The following is a 17202-nucleotide window of genomic DNA, read 5'->3' as shown; positions in this document are numbered from 1 at the left end:
AAAAAAGCTCCAAGAAAGGCGGCCAAAGAGGGGTAACTATAAAACCCTAAATTGTAAATGTAATGATTTCGTATAAATATCCATAGGTTGTACGTGACAGTAACCCTAGTCTTTGATTATAAAAGGATTATAGGTATAGTACAATCTATATTATGTTGCACACTAAATAGCGTTTTATTATGAAGTTTAAAAAGTTACTCCCTCCCTAGGGCAAAGAGTCCCCAGAATACTGTTGCTTGTTGCAATAAGCCAACTCTTTATTTTGAAATGGTTTACCGTTTAATCTTTGCTTTCTGTAACAGCTATAACAAACCACACGCCCACAATTAGTCAATCGCTTGCTGGGGGTGTCTACGCCCCTTAAAGACCCACAAAACCCTTAATTGATGTATGGTAGGGGTTAGCTGTAAAGTGGCCTTAAAAGCGATATAAAGCGCCTGAACGAAGAGCTGCCGCGCCATTGCATGCGCGGCAGCTCTTCGTAAGGCGCTTTATATCGCTTTTAGGCACTTTAACAGCTAACCCCTACCATACATCAATTAAGGGGTTTTGTGGGTCTTTAAGGGGCGTAGACACCCCAGCAAGCGATTGACTATTGTGGGCGTGTGGTTTGTATAGCTGTTACAGAAAACAAAGATTAAACGGTAAACCATTCCAAAATAAAGGGTTGGCTTATTGCAACAAGCAACAGTATTCTGGGGACTCTTTGCCCTAGGGAGGGAGTAACTTTTTAAACTTCATAATAAAACGCTATTTAGTGTGCAACCTAATATAGATTGTACTATACCTATAATCCTTTTATAATCAAAGACTAGGGTTACTGTAACGTACAACCTATGGATATTTATACGAAATCATTACATTTACAATTTAGGGTTTTATAGTTACCCCTCTTTGGCCGCATTTCTTGGAGCTTTTTTTATTGAGCATCTACGGTCAGCGGATTTTCAGAAGTATCCAGTTCAGGGAAAGCCACAGCTCTCAAGCGTTTATTCATCTCAGCTTCAAAACACACCATGTTCTGGGGCAACACGCACATGACTTCATTTCAACTAATTATTAAACGTGAATGAAATCAATTTCTTGCTCAATTAGGATAAATTATCATGGTTGGGAAAACCATAGTTTCCCTTTGGGTTTAATTACTGCAATCCCTTAAACTGTATAATATAACCAATCGCTTGTTCATCAGAGCAATTTGAGTAGACCTTTAATTTAGCGGACTCTCAGCCCTAGTGGGAAGTAACTTTTTTTAGCGTATATCCGGTATATTCATATTCCCTTATATAAGAAAATACAAGGGAATCTGACTCTAATGGATTGAGCTATCAGCTTTACTTAAAGGCGGCATAAAATAAGCCCTCCTATTGTGCTTCACATTAAGACCCTTTAACACTTTTTTTACAGCCATCTGGTTCGACCTGTTAGTTATTATACTCTCAGGCAACTCATTGATTATCTCGGAGTTAGTCATTTTAATTGTTCTATTACTAAGTACCTCACCCGTTTTGTCAGCAGTAAACTCAAACACCTCCAAAACTATATCTTTCAATGACCTATTGTCAGGACAGCCTAAGATTTCCGCACGTAGAGCCTCTTCTTCGGGCGTAAGCCACCATTGCTCCCCATGTGTATAGGCATGCCATATAAACGCCCACAAGTCTGTATAATCAAAATTAGAAATACGTGGATAATCTAACCGACCTTTAGCAATAACGGGTAGAAGCCTTCTATCCCACCTAGCACCTTTGGGTGGATATTCTCCCGCAACAGAAGTCATACACGATACATGCCTACGTATGACTGTAGGTTTTCTAGCGTACGTTAATCTTATTTCATCCACCTCTTTTGCCAAAAATCCTTTTAACTCGGGCAGCCCTTTCTTCTTCAACGCAGGGTCTAGGCCTGCAAGTTCAGGTATCCAGCACCTAAGAATATTAAGCATAGAATCCCGGTCTTTTGTATCTAGGCGAACAGAGTCTTTTATGTATTTATGAAGTTCCGCAGGGAGTAGGTATTTAATAAATGAAGTTTTATGGAGTCCTTGATCTCCACCTAGCACCAGCACACATTCATATTTGGGGATAGCATCTGGATGCTTACCTTCATGCTTTGCCATATCAGCGGCTGCACAGCATTGTATTAGCCATCTATACATGGCGACCTTAACCCATTCCCTATCTTCCACTGGCAAGTTATCTACAAGTTCATGGGCTGGGTTATTTGTCTTGGTGCGTGTAATGCCTGTAAGCCAATCTCTAACGGGATTAATAACATTGCTTTCAATGATAGATCCTAACTGTTCATCAACAATCGTCCTGCTAAGCTTGTAGTTCCTGCAAATAACTTTGGTGTACGCTACCAAGTCTTTCAATTCATTTCCTTCTACGCCGGGAACGCCTTTAATTGCAGGTGCGTTCAACATTTCATCATAACGGGCATCCACGCCAAAGTGTTTCATCAGCCCTTCAAGTTCTCCACGTTCCCCGGGGTGCAACAGGGGTGTTTTTTTGTCCATTTCTCTATATCCTTTGCAGTGTTAATTTATTTATTAATCTAAGTTATGTCGCTTTTCAGTCAAGCCAACCTCGGGTTGTGCTGTTGGCTCCTCTGGGTAGTGATATTCCCGTGTTTGCTGAAAGGGGACAGATGAATAGGTTGTGTTATATAAACAGTTTATCTGTCCCCTTTTTTAATGAATACGTGGGGCTGTAGACCTTTACCCTGTAATAAACTCATAGCTGAATAAAATATTATCATTTGGCTAGTGGCATAAGTCCGGTCTTTAGGGACTATCTTTATTGTCCCTTCATATTAGTTCTGAAACTTTCGATGACTTTTTTAGGCGGCCATCTTTATTCCATCTATGCTTTTAGACCATGCCTGCGACTGATTATAGACACTGATTTTCTTTGCTTTACGGCGTTTATTAATATCCTGCATTTGAATTAATGAGTCCTCGGTTATCTGGTAATTCCCGGCGAGGTTTTTTCCTACGCGCTTATGTTTCAACCCGAATCTCTTTAAAAATTGTCCCAATGTACGTGTGTCTAACTTTCGATTAACATCCTTGAAATTGCCTAGCCCTGCTGCGTGTACCTCTTGATAATTGTCTTGCAAATAGTCAATAGCGGCTTTTATTCGTTCCGCATCATAACGCTGTAGTGATATCCCCGTGTTTTCTGGGGAAGGGGACAGATAAACATTGTTGTGTGTTATAGATAGTTTATCTGTCCCCTTTTTTAATAAATACGGAGGGTGTAGGCTCTTGCCCTGTAATAAACTCATAACTGTGTGGAATATTATCATTTTGCTAGTGGCATAAGTCCGGTCTTTAGGGGCTATCTTCATTGCGCTCTCATGTTTATCTAGTGATTGCGCATTGTCTTGCTCCCCGTTTACTATCTCAGAATTCTTGAGGGCAGGGGCAAGCTTTCCATCATTCCACAATTGAATATCCTTCTCTGAAACCTCTTCACCGAGTGCTAGCTGCTCTCTACATTCAAACTTCTCTATTGCGTTGTGTTCGTCTTCTGTAACTTTCGATGACTTTTTTAAATTACCGTACTCAATAGCGGAAATAGAATCCGCTTGAATCACGTCTTGGACATGCTTATCCTTTACCGCTTTAGCCGTTCCTTTGATAATGATCAGGCTCTCTGGTTCTTTCAGCTCTTCAACCTGATAACCCTTTTGCATCAATATTAAGAGCGTTGTATGTGCAAAGCGTTCGCAAGAACTCTCATACTCTTCCATGACCCCCGCAGCTACTTTGTCAAACTCGTTTGGCACGTGTATTAGCTGGCCACCTATAGATGTGATACGACCTTCGGCCGATACGATACCTGTTAGCTGTTCGGCGACACTCAAGGATTTCTGTTTTCGCTTTGGTGAGAGTCCAAGAATAATATCCTTAGCCTTTCTGTTACGTCCCAAAGTCTGGATTATTTCAGTAGGTGATAACTGTCCACTAAATACACCCACATGAAAATCATATTCAAGCTCGATAGAAAACCCGCTAGATACAACCGGTGTCAAAATTATTAAATCATATTGCTTGCCAATTTCATTAGGACTCCTTAAGTAAGCCGCTTGTTCAAACTCATCTTTATTCTTTCCGTGTACCAGCAATATTTTATACTCTGCGGGGGCTGTCGCTTTAGCATCCTCATAGGCAATATTAGCAGTTCTGATAGAATCACATTGGAACACGCCCGTCTTACCCGCTCCCACATATTTTAGAAGTTCGCTTTGAGCAATTTTGGTGGTGGTGTGATGTATTATTACAGTTGGTTTTTGCTCGTCCCCTTTTATCTGACGTATTGGCTTACCTGTGCTTTTTAATATCTCAATCATACGGTCATTCATATCAGCATCAGCAACATAAACCACCGGGACAGTCTTAACCTATCTTCGTGACATATACAGTCAATTTCCCATTATTTCAATGAGTTAAATTTTCAATCGGCCCCAGTTGGCACTACAGGTTTCATATCAACGATCGTTTTAACTTTTCCAATCGGGTCGGGGTTAATATTCAACGCAGTGTATATTTGTTTTTGTCTGGTTTCTGCTTTGCTTGTGGTTCGCAGGTGAATGATTGTATCGTTATCCGTGGGTAAAGTAATGGTCATGCGTTGCTGGGTCGACATCCTGTTGCGAATGCTTTCCCAGCTTAGATGGATGTCCTGCAATCTAAGTTGATAACGCAGTACATGTACCAGGTGGTAAGCTAATAATGTGATGAATAGGTGTCCGGTAACCCGCTCTTCTTTTTTGTGATAGACAGGGCGCAAGCCTAGCTCGGTTTTCAGGCTTCTAAAGGTCGCTTCAATCTCAGTCAGCATGGTATAGGTTAGCCATAACTGTTCTTCCGACCAGTCAGGGATATTCGTTCTTAGGCAGTAAACACCACAGTGCTTATCTTTTTGGTCACTTTCAGGTTTACGTTGCCATTCTATACCGATGGCTTTGTTTTTTTTGTCATCCGCGATAACGTTAATGGTGTAATCTGCAGCAACACGGCTATGTTTTTCACGTAGTCGTCCGATACGTTCCAGTATTTTGTCGTATTTTTTAAGGGTGCCTTTTTTGCTCAGACCTGTGTGCAGTTTTTCCAGGGCCTCTTCCAGACGAGCATGGAAGCGATTACGGATACCTTGTTCTTTTTTTGCTTTTTGTTCTGAATGACAATAGAGTCGGGTTTCCCCGGTTTCTTGATCAACTTCACGATAAACAACAACATTGCTGTCCCGGGTATCCCTGACCGCTACCGGAGTTTTCTGATCTCTTGGGTTTTTTACATGTTGTTCTCGACTGACAACGAGATAATGATAATCTTGTTCGATTAACCAGGCAATATTGTCAGCGCTGGCAATGCCGGCATCCATGATAACCACCGGCTTTATTTGATGAAAGGGATCCTTGTCTCGCAGTTCGTCAAGCATCAGTTTCAAGGTCGCGGGCTCACTGGCGTTGCCGGGAAAAACCTGACTACTCAATGGAAAGCCGTCACCATCCAGAACCAGCCCCAGAGTAACCAACGGGCAATCAGTGCGTTTCTCTTTAGAGCGACCGAATTTCGCTTTCGGGTTTCGGGCGCACTGGCCTTCAAAATAAGTATTGGTCAGATCGTACAATACAATCTTGCGGTTTAAATTGAACAACGTCTGCTCTCGGTCAGCCAGAAAATATTCAAGAGTTGCCTGATGTTTGAGTAGCTTGTCACTGACTGTATATAATCGCGTCAGGCTGGTGTTACCGTAGTCATGACCCAGTAATTCGCCCAGGCCTGTTTGATTTTGCAACCAGTCATGTGTTTGCAGTTCACTGCCGGGTGAAACCATACGTCCTATGATAGTGCCCAGGGCCGTCGCCGTATCTACTTTATTAAAGCCCAGCGCCATGAGTTTTTCGTCTAGCTGTAACTGCTGTGCGGCATGCAGTGCCAGGGTTTCAACACCAATACTACGGGCATTAATGGCTTCGACATGATTAATATCGACATGATGAAAATCTCGCGTTGTTGTTTTTGAATCTAGCGGTTGTGACAGTTTTGCAGTCATCAGTGAGCTATAGCGCTGGGCTGTTGCTTCCAGAAGTTGATTTAAATCATCGGCTAAATTGAATAGCTCTTCCTGATGTGGTTCCAAACCTTGCTGTAATTGTTCGATTCTGGCCGTCAGCAAGGGCCAGTACTTTTTATCAATCGTAAAGTCCGCACCTATATTGAGCAATGTACGTTGCTTGACTTGTTTTCCTATACGCACAGATTCTACAATGCGGTAAGTGAAATAAGCTGAGCCGTCTTCAAGGCTTTTTGTTTTGGTTCTTCGAATATACATACCACTAGCATCGGTGAAAAATCAGGGAAAATCAAGGGTCAGAGCAAGTTAAGATGGCACTACAGAGACCCTCAAAAAAACACCATTGATTCTAAAGGGATTTTTACGATGAATTTTTAATGCGAATTATAAATCAATGACTTGAAGGGATAAAAGTGACGAAGGTAGGTTAATAATATCAATTAACAAATCATAGCCCTCTGATCTATTCTTAAAGGGACCTCGCACGATATGTTCAACGATCTGCTTAAATTCATCCAGTACAATACAGTCAACCTGCCGAAAGAAGCTTAATAAATGCTCCCTTCCTACTGCACTATTCACGCAGGCGGCCAATGACTGGAACAAACTCCCCCGGACTAACTTCATTATAATGCTCAATATCTAACCTATTTGCTGTGGCCGTAATAATTGATGCACGGTGAGAAATGTAGCCAAAAGTTTTATTGATCATTTGGAGATATTTCCATAATAACGCGGTGAATAAAGTTTTACCTGAACCCATCGGCCGCATGTCAACAAAAATAGACCCCTCCCCTTCAGACAACATCCTTTTTGCTGCGTCATAGCTGTTTATGTCGAATTCAGGCAGGCTATCGGTCGTCACCGTGTGATATTTGCGCGTAGCCTCGTCCTGTTCCCTAAGTAGCTTTTTAAGCCATGATTTGTGACTACCTGACAGCTTACATCCCATCCTATCTTCTAGCGCGGTTATAGTGTCCTTATATGAGGTTATAGGGTGAGCCTGTACTGCTTTCGCAATAATAGAATAAACTGCCTTGTCTGGTGCTGGTAGCGGAATACTCTCGATATTTTTTAGTAAAGTCAGATCGTTGTCGTATTCCCAAGCCTCCTGCTCGGAATGGTGTAATAGCCCATACTGATAACCACTCTTGATTGTTTTAATTTCTTTTTCGCTGGTACGGTCATCATCATCATTACCTGCAATCTGATCGCTAGCGGTAATGAGGGCGTTAATATAATCATCCTCATTTTTTACGTCCAACTTCCCACTAGCAACATAATGCCCTAGTGCATTTCCTGCGTTGCGCCTTGCGACGTGGCGTTCTCTGGACTCTGCGCTTAAGATGATGTTAATACATTTTTGCAGGTAGTCGCCTTCGTTGCTGTTGGCCGTGTATTCTTTGCGTATTGGAGGGGCTTTGGGGGCTATCTCTTGGAATGGTTTAAGCTTGCAAATATCTGCATCAGGATTATAAAAAACATCCGCATCATGGCACAAAAAGCACTTGCGGCTAATATCTTTACAAGCGGGATCCGTTTCATATCCCCATGCTTTAAATATCGACTCTATCTGAAAATAAGCCTGCTTAAAGTCTGCATCGTTATTAATTAGACTAGCATCAACCCGAACCCCTAGCTTTAAACCATCGCCCGAGGGACTGATAAAGCAAAAAACAATATTAGGTTTTGTTATCAAGTCCGACTTAGCTAAGTGAACATCTTCCAGATGGTCTAGGTCTACAATCAATAAACCGCTCGACTTCTCGAAAGTCCCATTTTTTACGGGCTGACCTAACTTGAATGTACCGTTGAAGCTAACAGCCTCACAAGCAATCGCCTTTTGTTTTTTATAAGCTTGCTCATCTTTCTCTCGCAAATCCCTTAATAATTGAGTAACCTTCTTATATTTAAGGGATTTAATTGCCCCGATAACTTCATCAAGTGGTTGATTAGAGTGATTGTTAGAAGTGCATACCCTGAGCATGTGTGAAACATTGCCAATGCCCTTACAGTCAGGTGCAGGGTTCGGTGGACGTTTTGTTTTTGATGTAGATACCCCAGTGGCACAATCGGTGTTATCTTGAATGGGGGGAATTTTGTGTGTGTTTATGTAGTTTATTCATGCTTTTAGCAGAACAACTAGACTTTCTTGAAATACATGATATAATTTATTTGCAGTATTAGAAAATCTTGTTAGATGCTCTGTGTTTTCCTCATAGTTGTCTAGCAATTAAAGCCCTATAAAGAATCTCCCCGTCGAAAAAGGTTTATCTTTATAGCGCGTAGTAAAAATAAGTCTTGCTCCCCATTAATTTACTTTGATGGGGAGCAAGACTTAATCCATATATCTATCTGTTTCTCACAGCTATTATATAATAGCTACTTTATTTTGGATTGCAAGTCTTTTTCAAAATATTTTTACACTTATCCCAAAACCAAGCCTCCTGCCCACTTATATAAAAACAGACACCGGTCTAACCCATGCCGGCTTTGCGGTTCTGTTGTATTGAATTAATAATCCCCCCGATTAGATCTCTTCACCCGCTCTACCCACTCAAAAAAAATAGTGAGGTCTGGAGCCCCCTCGTGTTTGCTAAAGGGGACAGATGAATAAGTTGTGTTGTATAAACAGTTTATCTGTCCCCTTTTTTTATGAATACATGGGGCTGTAGGCTCTTGCTCTGTAAAAAAACTCACAACTGAGCCTTACGGCACAATTAAGTCTGTACGACAAAGCCACCAAGGACACCTGTTGGGATGTAAAGCTAGAGTGAGATATGCTCGGATAGCGGGGAGAGTAGGTCTTGCTTTATGACTCGAGTGAGCGGGATACCTAAGGGAGGGATAAATAAAGTATGCTTCAAAGATTCGGGCACTGTTCTCGATAGAGTGGCAGAGGTTATCGAGATAGCTACGTTAAGACTATTTATTTCCTTCGCTATCAGCCCAGGACGGGCTGATAGCCTCCAGAAGGCGCAGGTAAATTTGCCAATCCTAAGTGCGCGATAACGCGCGAGGGAGGCTAATATTTTATCCCGAGTATATAGCCCATGGCTGAGCTGCTTTGTGCTCAGTCTGTGGCGGACGCAGGGCGTTTTCAGGGCATCTCCTATTCGGCTGCGTAGGTGAACGAAATTACGGCGACAGGAGTCCCGGAATTTCGTGAGGTAGCATGGCGCGCCTGTACATTTACAATTTAGGGTTTTATAGTTGTCCATCTTCGTCCACCCTTTTTGGGTTTTTTCAACAGTATCCAGTTCAGGAAAAGCCACACCTCTCAAATGAAGACTACTGAAATTATTAAACTTGAATGAAATCATTTCAAAGTGGACAAGTAACTAAGCGCTCGTTCATCAGAGTATAGGTAACTACTCATCGAGTATTTTTTAACTTTAATATCAAATATATATGTTTTTATTCAACGTGCACTTTAGCTACTCAATAATTAAGATAAAACCTCTGTATGCAATTTTGGGAATAATAATTTCATTAACAACACTTAATGGATGTATGGCTTTTTCAGACAGGAAGTCAGCAGAACAAGGACATGCTGGTGCACAAGACAACGTAGGGTTGATGTATGCCATTGGTAGAAGGTGTCGTTCAGGACGACAAAGAAGCCTTTAAGTGGTCCAGGAAGGCAGCAGAACAAGGACATGCTGGTGCACAATACAGCTTAGGGGCATGATGTATGACAGGAATAGGTGTCGTTCAGGACGACAAAGAAGCCTTTAAGTGGTTCAGGAAGGCAGCAGAGCAAGGACATGCTGGTGCACAAGACAACTTAGGGATGATGTATGCCATTGGTAAAGGTGTCGTTCAGGACGACAAAGAAGCCTTTAAGTGGTTCAGGAAGGCAGCAGAACAAGGACATGCTAGTGCACAAGACAACTTAGGATGATGTATGACATGGAAGGTGTCGTTCAGGACGGCAAAGAAGCGCTTACGTGGTTCAGGAAGGCAGCAGAGCAAGGAGATGCTATTGCACAATTCAACTTAGGGTTGATGTATGCCATTGGTAAAGGTGTCGTTCAGGACGACAAAGAAGTCTTTAAGTGGTACAGGAAGGCAGCAGAGCAAGGACATGCTAGAGCACAATTCAACTTAGGAGTGATGTATTACAATGGGCAAGGTGTCCCTCAAGACTATGTGATGGCACATAAATATTTTAATATTGCGGCATCTAGTGGGCTTAAATCAGCGCATAAAAATAGAGATATTGTTACAAAGCTAATGACTGCCTCACAAATAGAAAAGGCACAGAATCTAGCAAGTGAATGGATGAAAACACACGCTGAAAATCATGGAAAAGGAGCTTAGCGAAGTGGTGATTTTTAGTCCCTGATAGGCGACAGGGCAATTCGCTGATTCGACGTGTGCTAGCAGCACGTGAGAGGAACAAGAATTGCATTCCGAATAGCCGTCCAGCCAGTGAGGTAGTAATGACGAAGCGGCTTTTGTGCGTAGTCGTTGCGGACGCAGGGCGTTCAGGGCATCTCCCATCCGCTGCGTAGGTGAATGAATTTTGGCGACAGGAGTCCCGGAATTTCGTGAGGTAGCATGGCGCGCCTGCTAGTGTTTGCTGGAAGGGGACAGATAAATAGGTTGTGTAGTATAAACAGTTTATCTGTCCCCTTTTTCAATGAATACGGGGGCTGTAGGCTCTTGCTCTGTAATAAACTCACAACTGAGCCTTACGGCACAATTAAGTCTGTACGACAAAGCCACCAAGAACACCTGTTGGGATGTAAAGCGAGAGTGAGATATGCTCGGATAGCGGGGGAGAGTAGGTCTTGTTTTATGGCGCGAGTGAGCGGCATACCCAAGAGGGGAGGTAATAATGTCTCATTCTTTTTTTTGCGATAGAACTAAAACTTGGTCATCACAGCCCTTTCATTTAGTAAATGAACAGCGATGACAGAACGTCCCCATGTTTCATGAACTTAGGGGGATGACGAGCCAAGAACAAATCTCTAAAGGACTTATTAGAAGTCTTAACTACAGCTAAACTTGCTATGTCTTGCTTGTATGAGTTAAAGTTATTGGTAATAAAATCTGATATTTCCTCTTTCAGGTTTAGAAACAAGCCCACCCGAACTTTTAACACGTTTAGGGCTAAAGGCACACCCAAATTGAAAACGGCTTTATTTAATCCTAATAATGCACACTGCTGTGTTAGAGGTAGAGTGTTAAGCTTGGGCTCAATCAACTGTTTTCTATCAGATGAGTCCAAGCTTTTTAGCTTTTTTTCGAGCCACTCCTTTTCAACCGTCATTTTTCCTACGATTTTTGTGAGCATCTCATTTTGTTCTTGAGCTGCTAATAGATCCTCTTTGTAATCTTTAACGGCTTTGGAGGGCTCCATTGCTATTTCTGCATTGTCTAAGAATATTTTTTTCCAGTTTTGTAGGTTCTTAGGTGTGATGTTATTTGCACTGGCAATTTCTTGCAGTGTTTTTTCATTCTTTAAAACTTCTAATACCAACTTGCTTTTAAATTCAGCACTGTAGACCGTTCTTTTTCTGCTCATTTTAATACTCCAATTTTTTACAAATAGTAACTAATTTGGAATAAGATTGCTTTGATTTCTTGTCTGGATTTGCTGGGGGATTATAGATATTCTCTGTTTTTTAAAGCAGTTTTTCGGAGGGGGGAGCTGTGAAAGGGATTTTGTCCACCTGCCTTAGGGGTTCCATGGCTGTACTATCTATCTCTTTATTCTTACAAAAATACAATTGGTTATTATTGATGCGCGGAGCGCGGTTTAAGAGAAACCATATTGCTGTGATTGATAGTGATTGTGGAGAATGTGTTGGCTAGTGTTGGTAAGGTGTGGGTAACATCTTTTCCGTTATCCATGCTTTATCAATACGTCCCGTAGGGAGCCAATATATTCTCCACATGAACGGTAATCGCAAAATTTGAAAAATGCAACCTGTGGGCGTTACAGGGGCTAAACTTACTTGTATGCGAACGTGAAAAACAAAAAAAACATGACGATCAACGATGAGAATATATCTGACAAGGATAAAGAAGCTTTAGAACATTTCTTAGCAGGTAAAGAAAGATGGAACGAATATGTTAGGAGTCACTCAGAAACGGTGTGTTTTCATGGGGTGAATTTTTCAGAGTATCTTAGCTTTTTTGATTTTAATGGATATACGTTTCCGAGTGGTGGTATCGAGTTCACTAGCGCTAGTTTCAGTAAAGATGATGATTTTGGCGATAAAGCGGTATATTTCAGTGACGTCGATTTCGGGGATGGAAAGGTGCTTTTCAATGGAACTAGTTTCGGAGATAACGGCGTAAATTTCACTAGGGCAGTTTTTGGCGCAGGGGATGTATGTTTCTCTGGGGCTAATTTTGGCGGAAGGGACGTGGATTTCGAAAACGTTAATTTCGGTGATAGATTAGTGTCTTTCGGTAAAGCTACATTCGGCAAGAATGAGGATAAATGTAGATTGAGCTTCAATAAATCTATATTCGGGGAGGGAGACGTTTCTTTCAAAAACGTCAAGTTTTATGCGGATGAAGTTAGTTTTGAGTACTGTGAATTTAAAGGGCATGTCTTGTTTCAGTCATTGACTGACCAAAAGACATTGTCAAAATTTTCTTTACGTCATAGCAGTTTTGATAAATCTTTGGATATTTCAGACAATACATTTAACTGCATACCGGATTTAACCAATACAAAGTTAACCAATCAAGTGTCTCTAGATAGGATGGAAATATCGGATAATTATCCTCCGAAGGGTGATTTCGATAAAAGTGATGGAGAGCGTTTATGTCGCCTAAAAGAACTTGCAGAGGCTAATAAAAACCACCAACAGGCACTGGATTTTCATGTTATAGAAATGCGAGCCAAACGCTATAATACTAAGCTTATTAAGGGTAAAACACCTCATATGTGGCTGGACATACTTTTTGATATAGCATGTCTCTATGGCCAGAGTATTATACGCCCCGTGCTCTCGCTTATTGTACTAACTATTGTCTGTGCGTTTATTTATGCTTATAAGTCTAGCTTAGATTATTTTCCTTTCTGTTACGGGCTCTTGTATTCTTTATCTCAGGTATTTTCATTCGTCCCTACCGGACGTAGCACCACAATTGCTATTCTTGATAAGTTATTTCCATGCGAAACAATAATACCGAACGGGGTCTATTTCTTAAGCCTATTTCAGGGCGTGCTATCGTTTGTACTTGTGTTTTTAATAGGCTTAGGATTTCGGAATAGATTTCGACTCTGAAATTCACTCTCCCACTTTAAAACCTGTTAACTCTATGGAAGCGGACAGTTGCTCCAATAGTTTATACCGTAAAAAAACAACAAATAATTTCAAATAAAGCTTGCAATTGCCGAAAAAATTTTCTAAAAATTTCCGTTTTAATCACCTCATAAACGGATATCACCCATGCTTAAAGACCTACCACTCTCTGAACATATTCACCAACACTGCAATGAAAGTATGGAACGTGCCCTGTTAGCAGAGCGTCATCCTTTGTGGGCTCGTTCATGCCCAGAGTTGAAGGATATCGACTTTATTCGCCTTGGGTTATTACGCTGTATCAGTGTAGTCGATAGTGGTCGCCATTTCCTCCAAACCAATGAACAGATTTATGGCCAGCTGCTTCCCCACTCAACGTATTTTAAATCACTGAAGTCGCATAGACGAACAAGTATGCTTGAGGCATTTGAACAGCAGAGCTACCATCTTCACTCTGAAACACTGCTATCGCAAGGCATTGATTATCTTAAAGCATTCCCAGAACTTGACGAATACACCATAGAAGCAGCGGATGGACATTTTATTGATCATGCCTGCCATACTGAAAAAAACAGCAAGGGGAAAGTTTATGCGGCCGGGGGGATTTACGCGTTGAATCTCAGAAGTGGGTTGCTCAGATTTCTTTGTCTGGTGACAAACGGAACTCAGAGGCATCAAGAAATACCTGTGTTACGAGATCATATTGAAAAGCAAAACAAGGGAAATAACAGCTCTCAGAAACATCTCTATGTCTACGATAAAGCCGTCACCGACTTTGTCTGGTGGGATCGGCAGAAACGACATGCTAATTACATGATTTCAATGCTAAAAGAAAATTCAATTGCGACTCTGGTTGAGTCTATCCCTTTTGACTCCCACCATGAGATCAATACAGGGGTTGAAGCATACAGTGTGTACGAAAACAAGGGCATCAAATTTAACGTGGTGGATTACCGTGATCCAGAAACCGGAAAACTTCACCGGTTTGTGACAACCTTGCCAATGACTATTAACCCTGGAACCATTGCCATGCTGTATTTCAAGCGATGGACGATTGAAAAGACATTCAATAACACTAAAAGTAATTTCAAGGAAACTAAAGCTTGGTCTTCCAATACCCGCTCACTTGAAAATCAAATGCGCCTGACTGCAATGAGCTATAATTTAATGCGCGTATTTGAAGAGATTTCAAAAACACAACAGCCAGAATTGATTCATCCATCGGATAAAAAATATAGCGAGGCTCTGGAGATAAGGCAGCAACAGGCCCAAAAACGAGATCGTTTTGTGAATCCATTATTTTTCCAGGCAAGAATATCTCGTATCAGCTCGTATACCATTCGGGCAGTTCAAAACGCAATAATAACAGGAATGTCTTTACAGTGCTTTATGAGCTCTCTTGTGGCGAGGTTAGTTTCACGGCCTCAATTGATAGGGGAACACTGATGATTTTAATGGATATACGTTTCCGAGTGGTGGTATCGAGTTCACTAGCGCTAGTTTCAGTAAAGATGATGATTTTGGCGATAAAGCGGTATATTTCAGTGACGTCGATTTCGGGGATGGAAAGGTGCTTTTCAATGGAACTAGTTTCGGAGATAACGGCGTAAATTTCACTAGGGCAGTTTTTGGCGCAGGGGATGTATGTTTCTCTGGGGCTAATTTTGGCGGAAGGGACGTGGATTTCGAAAACGTTAATTTCGGTGATAGATTAGTGTCTTTCGGTAAAGCTACATTCGGCAAGAATGAGGATAAATGTAGATTGAGCTTCAATAAATCTATATTCGGGGAGGGAGACGTTTCTTTCAAAAACGTCAAGTTTTATGCGGATGAAGTTAGTTTTGAGTACTGTGAATTTAAAGGGCATGTCTTGTTTCAGTCATTGACTGACCAAAAGACATTGTCAAAATTTTCTTTACGTCATAGCAGTTTTGATAAATCTTTGGATATTTCAGACAATACATTTAACTGCATACCGGATTTAACCAATACAAAGTTAACCAATCAAGTGTCTCTAGATAGGATGGAAATATCGGATAATTATCCTCCGAAGGGTGATTTCGATAAAAGTGATGGAGAGCGTTTATGTCGCCTAAAAGAACTTGCAGAGGCTAATAAAAACCACCAACAGGCACTGGATTTTCATGTTATAGAAATGCGAGCCAAACGCTATAATACTAAGCTTATTAAGGGTAAAACACCTCATATGTGGCTGGACATACTTTTTGATTCGGGGAGTCGCTATTTTTGCGAAAGCTTGTTTTGGGCATCCCAGCCCAAGCAAGCAGCAAAAACTTAACGCGACCACTTATGCCTCCGGCGGCCCCGATTCGTCCTCGTCACCATCGTCCCGACCCAACAAGGGGTCGGAACATAGGCTCCAAATGACTTGACGCCGTGTCGGATGGCCTTTTATTTTGTCTCCACCTTCGCTAACGCTCAGACTCCGACAAAATAACGGCCCTACGGCTATCGCGGACTAAAAATCATCACTTCGCTTAGGCTCCGTTTCCCTGATTTTCAGCGAATGCTCCTAAATGGTATAATATTGGTTCTGTCGCAATAATTATCAAAAGCGCAGACCTCCTGGTCTTCAGGCATAACTATCCTGCTAAAGCCATAAACTGCTTATAAGCAGGAAGGGCGGCTGTAGCATCTCCTGTTCGGTCTTGCGTAGATGAACGAGTTACCGCGACACAGGCAGTCGCCCGGAATTTCGTGAGGTAGCATGGCGCCCTGAAATTATGGTGTAAATAGTTTGTCTCGTAACACCAAAATTGTTTTGCTATGTCAGATTTCAAGCACACGCGCCGCTTGACATCGTTATATGAGGCCAGATTTGTCTCTTTGTTGTTGATCAGAGCTGAGTGGAACCTATCCCTCGCCAATCTTCTTTCCTCTGAGTCCGCCGTCTAGAGCGGCTATGTTACGCCCACTGATCTTTAATTAATGAGCGTTCTGTAATTCATGCCAGTGTGAGCACAAATATAATTAAAAACAGAGTTTGCCTGTGCTAGTAGTCGTGTCTAATGATTCACGATTAATGAAGTGAAACCGATTCCTTTATTTTCAAGATCATTTATAACTTCAAGTAAGTGTTGTAATGATCTTCCTAACCTGTCTAGTTTCCAGACAACCAGCGTATCAGCTTTCCTTAAAGACTTTAAACATTGTTCAAGTTCGGGTCTGTCTTTTTTACTTCCTGACGCTTTTTCCTTATAAATTATTTCGCAACCAGCTGCATTAAGCGCGTCTATTTGTAGTGATGTATCTTGAGAAGATGTTGAAACTCGAGCGTAACCTATTTTCATCTGTTTGCTTTTTTAACATGGGTTTTATTAACTATAGCATGAGATAAGTTTTTTAACAGCCTTTTTTAACATTATTAACTATAAATAAGGTCTTGTTAATGGTGATTAGCTGTGTTTATGGCGATGTAAAAAATACACTTGTTTTTTTAACATAAACTATTGGAGCAACTGTCCGCTTCCATAGAGTTAACAGGTTTTAAAGTGGGAGAGTGAATTTCAGAGTCGAAATCTATTCCGAAATCCTAAGCCTATTAAAAACACAAGTACAAACGATAGCACGCCCTGAAATAGGCTTAAGAAATAGACCCCGTTCGGTATTATTGTTTCGCATGGAAATAACTTATCAAGAATAGCAATTGTGGTGCTACGTCCGGTAGGGACGAATGAAAATACCTGAGATAAAGAATACAAGAGCCCGTAACAGAAAGGAAAATAATCTAAGCTAGACTTATAAGCATAAATAAACGCACAGACAATAGTTAGTACAATAAGCGAGAGCACGGGGCGTATAATACTCTGGCCATAGAGACATGC

13 protein-coding genes are annotated in these 17202 nt (G+C 41.3%); 6 read left to right on the top strand and 7 right to left on the bottom strand.

Features of this window, described 5'->3' with window-relative positions; genetic code table 11:
* Positions 1-1312: 1312 nt before the first annotated feature.
* From K6984_RS27265 to K6984_RS27250, 4 genes are all read right to left on the bottom strand, one after another.
* Positions 1313-2518, bottom strand: coding sequence for a VapE domain-containing protein (locus K6984_RS27265; protein ID WP_221898226.1), 1206 nt, complete (start codon positions 2516-2518; stop codon positions 1313-1315).
* Between the two features lie 323 nt (positions 2519-2841).
* Positions 2842-4392: a hypothetical protein gene (locus K6984_RS27260; protein ID WP_221898225.1), complete on the bottom strand. Its 1551-nt coding sequence runs from the start codon at positions 4390-4392 to the stop codon at positions 2842-2844.
* A 68-nt stretch (positions 4393-4460) separates the two neighbouring features.
* Positions 4461-6344, bottom strand: a complete 1884-nt coding sequence (locus K6984_RS27255) for an IS1634 family transposase (RefSeq protein ID WP_221898224.1) — start codon at positions 6342-6344, stop codon at positions 4461-4463.
* A 316-nt stretch (positions 6345-6660) separates the two neighbouring features.
* Positions 6661-7965, bottom strand: a complete 1305-nt coding sequence (locus K6984_RS27250; RefSeq protein WP_221898223.1) for a BT4734/BF3469 family protein — start codon at positions 7963-7965, stop codon at positions 6661-6663.
* A 1815-nt stretch (positions 7966-9780) separates the two neighbouring features.
* On the opposite strand from K6984_RS27250, the gene K6984_RS31780 reads away from it, so the two are divergent.
* Together K6984_RS31780 and K6984_RS27240 are read left to right on the top strand one after the other, a co-directional pair.
* Entirely contained in the window at positions 9781-9990 is a 210-nt protein-coding gene (locus tag K6984_RS31780; protein ID WP_230988311.1) for a tetratricopeptide repeat protein, read from the top strand.
* Positions 9987-10409, top strand: a complete 423-nt coding sequence (locus K6984_RS27240) for a tetratricopeptide repeat protein (RefSeq protein WP_221898222.1) — start codon at positions 9987-9989, stop codon at positions 10407-10409. The genes K6984_RS31780 and K6984_RS27240 overlap by 4 nt, the downstream gene beginning before the upstream one ends.
* On the opposite strand, the gene K6984_RS27235 is transcribed toward K6984_RS27240, so the two are convergent.
* Together K6984_RS27235 and K6984_RS27230 are read right to left on the bottom strand one after the other, a co-directional pair.
* Entirely contained in the window at positions 10356-10592 is a 237-nt protein-coding gene (locus K6984_RS27235) for a hypothetical protein (protein WP_221898221.1), read from the bottom strand. The two genes, K6984_RS27240 and K6984_RS27235, sit on opposite strands and share 54 nt — an antisense overlap.
* Before the next feature lie 394 nt (positions 10593-10986).
* Entirely contained in the window at positions 10987-11619 is a 633-nt protein-coding gene (locus K6984_RS27230) for a transposase (RefSeq protein WP_221898220.1), read from the bottom strand.
* Between the two features lie 445 nt (positions 11620-12064).
* On the opposite strand from K6984_RS27230, the gene K6984_RS27225 reads away from it, so the two are divergent.
* The 4 genes from K6984_RS27225 (at position 12065) to K6984_RS27210 (ending at position 15745) form a co-directional block, all read left to right on the top strand.
* Positions 12065-13339: a hypothetical protein gene (locus K6984_RS27225; protein WP_221898219.1), complete on the top strand. Its 1275-nt coding sequence runs from the start codon at positions 12065-12067 to the stop codon at positions 13337-13339.
* A 165-nt stretch (positions 13340-13504) separates the two neighbouring features.
* Positions 13505-14803, top strand: a complete 1299-nt coding sequence (locus K6984_RS27220) for a transposase (RefSeq protein ID WP_221898218.1) — start codon at positions 13505-13507, stop codon at positions 14801-14803.
* 124 nt (positions 14804-14927) lie between these two features.
* On the top strand, positions 14928-15656 hold the full coding sequence (locus K6984_RS27215; protein ID WP_221898217.1) for a hypothetical protein: 729 nt from the start codon (positions 14928-14930) through the stop codon (positions 15654-15656).
* Positions 15605-15745, top strand: coding sequence for a hypothetical protein (locus tag K6984_RS27210; protein ID WP_221898216.1), 141 nt, complete (start codon positions 15605-15607; stop codon positions 15743-15745). Before K6984_RS27215 ends, K6984_RS27210 begins: the two co-directional genes overlap by 52 nt.
* 638 nt (positions 15746-16383) lie before the next feature.
* On the opposite strand, the gene K6984_RS27205 is transcribed toward K6984_RS27210, so the two are convergent.
* Positions 16384-16668 carry a recombinase family protein gene (locus tag K6984_RS27205; protein ID WP_230988310.1) on the bottom strand — a complete coding sequence of 95 codons (285 nt, stop codon included), beginning with the start codon at positions 16666-16668 and terminating at the stop codon, positions 16384-16386.
* Positions 16669-17202: the final 534 nt, after the last annotated feature.

Source organism: Bathymodiolus japonicus methanotrophic gill symbiont, from assembly GCF_019721995.1.
GTDB lineage: Bacteria > Pseudomonadota > Gammaproteobacteria > Methylococcales > Methylomonadaceae > Methyloprofundus.
Note: the sequence above shows the minus strand (reverse complement) of the source record. Positions and strands in the feature narration are given on the sequence as shown.

Excerpts from the sequence above, each read along its gene's own strand:
- K6984_RS27265 (WP_221898226.1), bottom strand. The coding sequence starts at position 2,518 with ATGGACAAAAAAACACCCCTGTTGCACCCCGGGGAACGTGGAGAACTT.
- K6984_RS27255 (WP_221898224.1), bottom strand. The coding sequence starts at position 6,344 with ATGTATATTCGAAGAACCAAAACAAAAAGCCTTGAAGACGGCTCAGCT.
- K6984_RS31780 (WP_230988311.1), top strand. The coding sequence starts at position 9,781 with ATGACAGGAATAGGTGTCGTTCAGGACGACAAAGAAGCCTTTAAGTGG.
- K6984_RS27240 (WP_221898222.1), top strand. The coding sequence starts at position 9,987 with ATGATGTATGACATGGAAGGTGTCGTTCAGGACGGCAAAGAAGCGCTT.
- K6984_RS27235 (WP_221898221.1), bottom strand. The coding sequence starts at position 10,592 with ATGGGAGATGCCCTGAACGCCCTGCGTCCGCAACGACTACGCACAAAA.
- K6984_RS27230 (WP_221898220.1), bottom strand. The coding sequence starts at position 11,619 with ATGAGCAGAAAAAGAACGGTCTACAGTGCTGAATTTAAAAGCAAGTTG.
- K6984_RS27220 (WP_221898218.1), top strand. The coding sequence starts at position 13,505 with ATGCTTAAAGACCTACCACTCTCTGAACATATTCACCAACACTGCAAT.
- K6984_RS27205 (WP_230988310.1), bottom strand. The coding sequence starts at position 16,668 with ATGAAAATAGGTTACGCTCGAGTTTCAACATCTTCTCAAGATACATCA.